We start from the raw sequence: 8,840 nt of genomic DNA, 5'->3' as shown, positions 1-8,840 counted from the left end.
TGTACTAGCTCAAACCTAATCTGACAGTACCCCCAAATTGACGGTCAAGATGTCAGGTTATATTTGAGCTAAATTCTTTTGTGCCCAAACGGATTTACCCTCAGTAAGCGTTTGCATAGGTGTTCTACCACAGCACATCTTACCTTGATGAGTTCTTTCATAATTATAATAAACAAGCCAATCATCTAAATCAGCTTGTAGAGACTCTAGATTATCGTAAATCTTCTTTCGAAAAGCAATTTGATAAAACTCTTGTAAGATAGTCTTATGAAACCGCTCACAAATACCATTGGTTTGCGGGGATTTGGCTTTAGTCTTAGTATGATCTATATCATTGATAGCCAAATAAAGCTCATAATCATGTTGTTCTACCTTACCGCAATACTCAGTACCTCTATCTGTTAATATTCTAAGCATCGGTAACTCATGCTCTTGATAAAACGGCAATACCTTATCATTGAGTAAATCAGCAGCTGTAATCGGTGTTTTGGTATTATATAACTTAGCATGTGCTACCTTCGAATAAGTATCTACAAAGGTCTGCATATAAACACGTCCAACGCCTTTTAAATGACCGACATAGAAAGTATCTTGTGAGCCTAGGTAGCCTGGATGTGCTGTTTCAATCTCACCAGATGCTTCATCGTCTAGTTTTTTCTTTTCAAGTGCTGATATTTGCTCATCAGATAAGAGGATGCCTTCGGCTTCTACTTTTGCCTCTAATGCCTTTAAACGTTTATTGAAGTTTTCTAGGTTGTGTCTTAACCATATAGAACGTACACCACTGCCTGAAACAAAAATACCTACTTTTCTAAGTTCATTAGAGGTTCTGTGCTGACCGTGAGCAGGATAGTCTATGGCATGTTGTATGACAGCTTGTTCTGTGGACTCATCAACTCGATTCTTAAGGTTAGGTACTCGCCTTGATTGATTCACTAATGCGCCTATACCGCCGTTGTCTGCCATTTCTTTATAGCGATAAAAGGTGTCTCGAGAGACCCCCATTATTTTACAAGCTTTAGAGACGTTACCTAGCTCTTGAGCTAAGTTTAGTAAGCCTGCTCTGTGTTTGATGATTGGATTACTATTTGTGCTAGAATGGTTCATGTGTGTTATTCCTTATTTGATAAAGTTTAGACATCTTCATCAATTTGGGTAACACACTCTTTTTTAAAGTGTGATTGTCAGATTAGGTTGAGACTAGTACAGTTAATCGCTGGAAAGAACGTAATGTAACTCGACATTACAACCAAACTGCTACAGTTGCCAATTGTGCTTTAGATGCCAAACACATTCCACCTGCGATACTCTGGTCATTATCAGCCTTCTCATGGGACTATGACTATCACGGATTCTTTAAAAAAATAATACATCAAGAAGCTGATCGTACTAACAAGCAATATATTATAGATATGTACGTCCGAGACAGGCGTATTAATGGCGATACTGGTGAATGGTGGCAAGATGTTGCGGATATTGCTCAGCAGTATAACCTAACAAATTCAGAATTGCAGAATGTTAATCTACTGACTAAATCAGCCAAATCTGAAAACCACAGTAATAATATGGCAATAAATTTAGTCAGTAGCTCCACCACTATTAAAAACATACCAACAGATGATGAAAAACATCAACAATGGCTAAAAACTTACAGTAGTTTTGATATTTTGACCGATGATGGATTTCATAAAGCCTACGAAATATTTGATAATAATAGACAAGCGGATTATGGCTATTTTTGGCAAGGGTGTTTTAAAAAAATCTCTGCTAGACAAGCAGTTACTTTTTTAAAGCTCATTGTGTATTCTGAAAAACTATCATTCCATACTATTCGACACGCTTTTGAGGAGATTCCACAAAATTGGAAAGATAGACTAGCGGTACAAGAAATTTGGCCACAGTTAATTACTCATTTAGCGTCTAGATTTCCTGTTAATTTAACTAAAGACTTCCAATATAGTTCAACAGAAAGCTTTTTAGCTTGTTTTGAATTAAACATTCACAATAATAAAACTAATGAGGCAATCAGAAAAGGTGTAAGGCAAGGATTAGAATCATCAAATAACTTTGAAAGTGCAGAGTTGTTATTTCAATTTGTTGATTATATTTCCAGGGAATTAACTGTTGAAGAAGCAAAAGAACTGATAAATTTTACCTTATCTTGTTTAGAGCAGTTTATAGAAGACGATTATGCAGATGGTCACTGGAACGATGATTATCAATTACCTAAAAATTACAATCAAGGACTCATATATTTTATCTATGCTAATTTAGGGTCACCATTTGCTGAAGAGCGCTGGCGTGCAATACACGCAGTAATTCGTTTATACAGGTTAGGTTGTTATAAAGAAATTGAGCAATTAATAGATTGCTTAGATAAAAGCATTTTGCCAATATATCTGCCACCTAATTTTGCGTTTTATAATCTAAATGCTCAACAACACTTATTGGTTGCTTTGACACGATGTGTACACTATAAAGCTCAACCATTAGCTCAGTTTAAAGATAGGTTTGCTACGCTTGCTGAAAAATTAAATCAAAGCATTATCATAACTTATTATGCTAAACAAATATGCTTAGAAATAGAAAGACAACAGCCCAATAGCTTTAATCCTGATGAAATTAATAAACTAACTCAGCTATGTACCTCACAATTTCAATCAATAGACGAAAAACCATATTCTTATACAACTGATTCGCCTTGGCACGCTGATGGAAAGATGGACAACTTGCCAGAATTTCATTTTCCTTGTGATTTTGAACAGTATTGGTACCAACCACTAGGTAGAGTTTTTGGCATCTCAGCTCAACAAGTTCAAGATATTGCAAAAGATATTTTATTTAATGAATGGAATATCCAATGCTCTGGTGAGAGGCTAGATGATGCGAGAGAAGATATTTGGAGTGAACTTAGTCATAGTCGTCATTATAGAGATTATGAAATGCAAGGCAGACATGGTACTTATCCTGATGTTGATACATTTAGCTTCTATGTTGCATATCAACTAATGATGGTCGTTGCTCAAAAGCTTCTAGAAAATATGCCTGTTATACAAGAATCCTACCATGAAAAGTGTTCATTTTTAGAGTGGCTTGACAGACATTTATTATTAAAAGATAACTCGCAACTACTCGCTGAAAATCGAGATTATATCCCTGTTATTCGCAGAGAGTGGCGACAAGCATCTGACTCTGATGAATGGTTATGGAATATTACTGCTAATGATTTTATTGATGTCCTCATCCATCGTGACTATTCAGGAATATGGTTAAATGTTGAAGGGAGCTCTACTGAGTCTGAATATGACCGTACAGAAAATATTAGCTTTTTGTCAGTATTGGTGCCTAAAAAATATAGTCAATCATTACTACTTACAACTGAAAACTACCATGATGAATATGATTATTACTGCTACTTAGGTCGCTTTTGTTCTGATAGGTATAATCGGGATATTGAAAACAATATTACAGAAAACTCGAATGACATTATTGCATATCAATGGTTAGAGGATATAGATTACGAAAATGACTTAGAACAAAAAGACCCATTTGCGAGTGAGATTAGAGCTCATCCATCTAAATTATGTAAATCTTTAGAGAAAAAAATAGCCATTGACTACTCAAAAAACTACAAAGAATGGCGTTTTGATGATAAGCCATGTTTTAAGAATATTTATTGGAGTGCTGAAAAGGCTTATGAAAGAGATAAAGAAACCTCATCGGCTCATTATAGTTTGGCTAAACTAGAGTTTTTGCAGGAAATCTGTAAAAAAATGAATATGGAAGTCGCCATTCAAATTAATATTAGACGACGCTACACAGGCTCATATAGAAGGAAAATAAATCATGACAGAAACTTGCCTTACAGCAAAACCTTCATCTTATCTGCCGACGGAAGACTTAGAGATACAAGAAAAAGTTATCAACTTAGGTAAAAAGTTACTTGCCAATTTTAGCAAGAACGATGACGATGTAATCATAGCGTGGATGGCAAACTATCTTGCAGAACAAATGCTATTAGCAGAAAAGGGTTGTAATGAGGCTAAAAAGGAATGTTTTGATACGATATTGAAATTATGGGAAAAACGAGCTGTAATGCCTCAAGGTCACAGGCCGTTTGAGAGTTTTGAAAGTCTTATAGATGTTTTAGAGTCGCTAAAAGTAGAAAATAGCCCTAGATACAAAATCTCAAAAATCCTAGATGAATGCAGTGGTAAAGTAAGTAATGATAGTCCAGAAAATCAATGGTTAGCATCAGTAAAATCTGTGGATGATTCTGCAAAACAGTTGATCAACCATTGTCTTGAACAAGCAATTAAAGAAGCAACCGATGATAAAACAAAAGAATGGTTACAAACATTACAAGACATTCCGTATGATGATGAAATATTAGGTTTGATAAATTTTTATTCCGATGAAAAAACGGATGAAGAGAAATATACAGAAGATTTAACAAACAAACTTCAACAGATAAAGAATCTTGAGATCTTGTGTCAGAAAGTCCGTGAAGACATTGAAGAAAGTGGTTTTTAGAAATTTATCCAATGCCCGTCTTATTATAGTGTTTGCTTCAGTATTTTGATATATGCTGAAGAAAACATAGAGTAAAGCTCGGTAAACTAAGAAAAAAAATAGGAGTTTACTATGACTAAGCAAAACCACATTTAATGACCCTAAGGCTTTACGTCAATTTGTTAATATATATAAAGTGTACTAGCTCAAACCTAATCTGACAGTACCCCCAAATGAACGGTTAAGATATCAGCTTACATTTGAGCTAAATTATTTTCAGCCCAAACCTGTTTACCCTTTAGTAGTGTGGATAAATTTAGCATGTATCCACTTGATTTGTAATAAACTTATTGAGCATTGGTTATATAAAAATAGTAACGGATTTAGATATGTATATCGCAAACATAGACATTCAAAATTTTAGAAATTTTAAGAAAAATAGTATTGAATTTAACGATGGTATTAATGTCATTATTGGACATAACAATGCAGGTAAGTCCAACTTATTACGAGCATTAAGGCTAGTACTTGATTACGGTTCCACCAAACGTCTTAGCATTAATGATTTTAATAAGGATGCTAGTTTGGAGGATTTGAAAGCTCATTCTCCAAAGGTTTCAATCACCGTTACTATTAAAAAAGGTCAGACTTCAAATGAGGACGACTTGGTCACCATTAGTGAGTGGCTAACTGAACTTAATCAAGACTATGAAGCAAAATTGACCTATGAATACTTCCTCCCTGAGAGTCATGAGGAAGATTATTCTAATCAAGTAAAAGAAATTATTGATGCACATGAAGTCAATGGGACAGAGGGAGATAAATTAACAGATAAAGAGCTAAAAGAGGTTATCTACAAGCTAATTCAGCATGAGTTCTTAAGACGTTATACTCATAGGATTTGGGGAGGATTGGCAGAAAACCAAAATCAAGCAGATAGCGATTTATTGCGAAAATTTGATTTTCAATTTCTTGATGCAATCAGAGATGTTGAAAGAGACTTGGTGTCGGGACGTAATGTCATGCTAAAAGAAGTTCTGCACTTCTTTTTGGATTATGACATTAAAAGTTCAGATGACTCAGATGAAGATAAAGCTAGAAAAATAAAAACGAAGTCACAAACGTTTTCCGAAAAATCTGCCGAACTAATCGGGCTTTTAGATGATCGTATCAAAGAGGGGAAGAGTCAAATCTTATCCTATGCTAAGCAAACAGGCGCTTCGTTAAAGTCGATGCCTAGTTTTGCAGGTGAAACCTCCGATATTGAAATGCTCAGTTTTCTCAAACTGATTATTGAAGATGCAGGATTCAATATACCTGCATCACATAACGGATTGGGATACAACAACCTTATTTATATATCCATACTACTTGCTAAGATGCAGGCAGATGCTGATAAGGACTACTTAGGTAGTAATTCAAAAGTTTTTCCTATGTTAGCGATTGAAGAGCCTGAAGCTCACCTGCATCCATCAATGCAAGATAAGTTTCTTAAGTTTTTACGAGGTAATATTGGCAATAATAAGGTTAGACAAATTTTTATTACCTCTCATTCAACGCATGTTACTTCTGCGACTGAGCTAGATGAAATTATTTGTCTACATGATGATTTTGATGGTAATACGAGAGTTGGCTATTTAGGCAAGGTCTTTAGTGATAATGATGAAGACATTAAATCAAAAAAATATATCAAACGCTTCTTAGATGCCACAAAATCAAACATGCTGTTTGCTGAAAAAATTATATTGGTAGAGGGCATCGCAGAGCAGTTGCTGATGAGTGTGCTGGCAGAATATGAGAATATATTTTTAGAAGACCATCATATTGCCGTTATCAATCTTGGGGGTCGTTACTTTGATCATTTTTTAAAGTTATTTGACGTTACAAAGAATGCTTCTGCCGTACTAAAAAAAGTAGTTTGCCTCACTGATATAGATCCAGTTAAGAAAAGTAGTAATGGAAATTACAAAGCTTGCTATCCTTTTGAGTATCAAAAAGATGATTCTAACTTTAAAGATCACGCTTCTGAGTTGGTGAATACTTATGCCAATCATAAAAACATAAGATTCTTTAGTCAGAATAATGAAAGGGGCAAAACATTTGAATATGATTTAGTACTGCATAATCCCAAATGTGAGATGTTAATTACAGATAGTATGTCTAACAAGGGTACTATAAAAGATATGATGCAACTCGATGAAGCTAGCACGATAGAAGAATACTATGATTTATTAGGCAGTAGTTCTGAGTCTGACAGTATTAAGGAAGGTATTGAAAGCCTGGGTAATGATTGGTCTGATGATGATAAGAAGAGAGCAATCATAGCATCTAGATATTTAAATTCTATTGGCAAGGGTGAAAATGCCTTGGAGTTGGCTTATGTGCTAAAAGAAAACTTACAAGTTGAGTCACGCATAGAGTTTAACGTACCTGAATATATTCGGGAGGCTTTAAAATGGATAATCAAATAGCCTCTGTAGGAAACATCGACTCAGATAAAATTTTTGACGATATCGAGCACCACTTTAGAATATCGGCTGGACCTGGGGCAGGTAAAACACATTGGTTGGTTAATCACATCAAGCAAGTCTTGCATCGTTCTGAGCGTTTGGGTAAATGCCGTAAAATAGCTTGCATCACCTATACCAATACAGGTGTAGAAATCATACAAAATCGCTTGGGATCATCGGCAAATCAGGTTGATGTATCTACCATCCATAGCTTTTTGTACAGACACATCATAAAGCCTTATATGCACTTTATCGCTGATGAGTTTGGTTTTAATACTGCAAAGTTAGATGGTCATGACGATTTTATAGTAAGTAAAGGTAAATGCCTACAGTGGTTAAAAGAACATCAAAATTCTAGCCTAATAAAAAAAGAAATCAATAACAATCAACTTCATGGTTTGTACATTACTGGTCTAATAGAATGGTTATCAACTATTTCCTGTAAATTTGATGATAAAGACGGTTTATATTTTTATTTCAAAAAAAAGTTATCAATACACAACTACAGGAAAGAAGCTCTTAAAGCCTTACAAAAATATCCAAATATATTCGTTGATCAGCCTATAAAGTTTAAAGCTATTTATTGGCGTGATGGAATCATGCATCATGATGATGTCTTATTTTTTAGCTTTAAAATCATAGAAAAGTATCCATTTGTGTTGGATATTGTCAGGGCAAAATTTCCTTACTTCTTTGTTGATGAGTTTCAAGATAGCAACCCAATACAAGTCGAAATATTGCGTAAAATCGGGCAATCAGAAACGGTAGTTGGTATCATCGGAGACAAGGCTCAGTCAATATTTGGCTTTCAGGGAGCTGAAGCGGAGCAGTTTGAGCAATTCACATTAGCAGGGATAAAAGACTACATAATCTGTAACAACAGACGGAGTACTAGGCAAATCATTGATTTTCTTAATCATGTTAGATCTGATTTAACGCAACAAGGCCAAGATGACTTTTATGGTAATAAGCCGATAATTTACGTTGGTGATAGATTGGAAATTATTTCACATATTAAAAATGAGCTGGGCAATGAAATATTAACGACATTATCTTGGAAAAACATCACAGCGAATGCTCTAAAAAAAGAAACCGAAAGTAAGGATTTAAATGATGAGCTCCTTGATGACTTCTTTAATAAGTATGACAATAATTCTAGTCGTTATAGGTTGGTTGTGCCTTGTATTAAAGCAATAGAATTATGCCGAGAAAAAAAGATTAAAGAAGCGTTAAAAGAGCTAAAAAGGTATTTTGGTAGTGATAATGAGGGCAAAAAGTGTGCTTTAGAATTGCTATTTGCAATGAATAGTCATTATGACAAATATTATGACGATACATTAATGACATTCTACCAAACTTTAAAAAGCTGTTCAGGTATAAGCGGGTTAAGTGGATTTAAATCTGGTAAACCTAAAGACTTCTATGATAATACCAGTTATAAAAATCTAGCTTTATGTGTCAATATTGTCGAAGATCAAAGCAATAACATCACGATACATAAGTCTAAGGGTAATGAGTTTGACAATGTTTTGTTGGTTTTAGAAAACGAAAAAGATATTAGCTTTATTATTTCGCCTAAGCTTGATAGTGAGGAAAGCAGATTAAAATATGTTGCTATAAGCAGAGCAATAAAGAACCTTTATATTTCTGTACCAGCAATCCATAAAAAAGAGCTTAACCAGTTACAACAGCTTGAAATTGTTGAGGTAATAAAATGCTAATCGCCCAAAAATAAGTACACTTAAAAATAGAAATTAACATAGCACCAATTTACCTAAGTCCAAAAAATTCCAAACATGCTATCTTTTGTAAGTAAAC

Annotated in this window: 5 protein-coding genes; 4 read left to right on the top strand and 1 reads right to left on the bottom strand. The window is 34.4% G+C overall.

The window, feature by feature from the left end:
* Positions 1-57: 57 nt before the first annotated feature.
* A complete protein-coding gene (locus tag FHK88_RS09745) occupies positions 58-1,107 on the bottom strand; it encodes an IS481 family transposase (protein ID WP_227429178.1) in 1,050 nt (349 codons plus the stop codon).
* A 305-nt stretch (positions 1,108-1,412) separates the two neighbouring features.
* On the opposite strand from FHK88_RS09745, the gene FHK88_RS09740 reads away from it, so the two are divergent.
* The 4 genes from FHK88_RS09740 to FHK88_RS09725 all read left to right on the top strand — a co-directional run bounded on the left by FHK88_RS09740 (position 1,413) and on the right by FHK88_RS09725 (position 8,743).
* On the top strand, positions 1,413-3,935 hold the full coding sequence (locus FHK88_RS09740) for a hypothetical protein (protein WP_227430544.1): 2,523 nt from the start codon (positions 1,413-1,415) through the stop codon (positions 3,933-3,935).
* Complete coding sequence (locus FHK88_RS09735; protein ID WP_227430543.1) at positions 3,847-4,533, top strand: hypothetical protein; 687 nt, start codon at positions 3,847-3,849, stop codon at positions 4,531-4,533. The genes FHK88_RS09740 and FHK88_RS09735 overlap by 89 nt, the downstream gene beginning before the upstream one ends.
* 368 nt (positions 4,534-4,901) lie before the next feature.
* Positions 4,902-6,983 carry an ATP-dependent nuclease gene (locus FHK88_RS09730; protein WP_227430542.1) on the top strand — a complete coding sequence of 694 codons (2,082 nt, stop codon included), beginning with the start codon at positions 4,902-4,904 and terminating at the stop codon, positions 6,981-6,983.
* The gene (locus FHK88_RS09725; protein ID WP_227430541.1) at positions 6,968-8,743 is read left to right on the top strand and encodes a UvrD-helicase domain-containing protein; all 1,776 of its coding nucleotides are present in this window, start codon (positions 6,968-6,970) and stop codon (positions 8,741-8,743) included. The genes FHK88_RS09730 and FHK88_RS09725 overlap by 16 nt, the downstream gene beginning before the upstream one ends.
* The last annotated feature ends 97 nt before the right edge of the window (positions 8,744-8,840 follow it).

Origin of the sequence: Psychrobacter sp. I-STPA6b (assembly GCF_020662265.1) — a bacterium.
GTDB lineage: Bacteria > Pseudomonadota > Gammaproteobacteria > Pseudomonadales > Moraxellaceae > Psychrobacter.
Note: the sequence above shows the minus strand (reverse complement) of the source record. Positions and strands in the feature narration are given on the sequence as shown.

Coding starts and splice junctions, on each gene's coding strand:
- FHK88_RS09730 (WP_227430542.1), top strand. CDS start 4,902: ATGTATATCGCAAACATAGACATTCAAAATTTTAGAAATTTTAAGAAA.
- FHK88_RS09745 (WP_227429178.1), bottom strand. CDS start 1,107: ATGAACCATTCTAGCACAAATAGTAATCCAATCATCAAACACAGAGCA.
- FHK88_RS09725 (WP_227430541.1), top strand. CDS start 6,968: ATGGATAATCAAATAGCCTCTGTAGGAAACATCGACTCAGATAAAATT.
- FHK88_RS09735 (WP_227430543.1), top strand. CDS start 3,847: ATGACAGAAACTTGCCTTACAGCAAAACCTTCATCTTATCTGCCGACG.
- FHK88_RS09740 (WP_227430544.1), top strand. CDS start 1,413: ATGTACGTCCGAGACAGGCGTATTAATGGCGATACTGGTGAATGGTGG.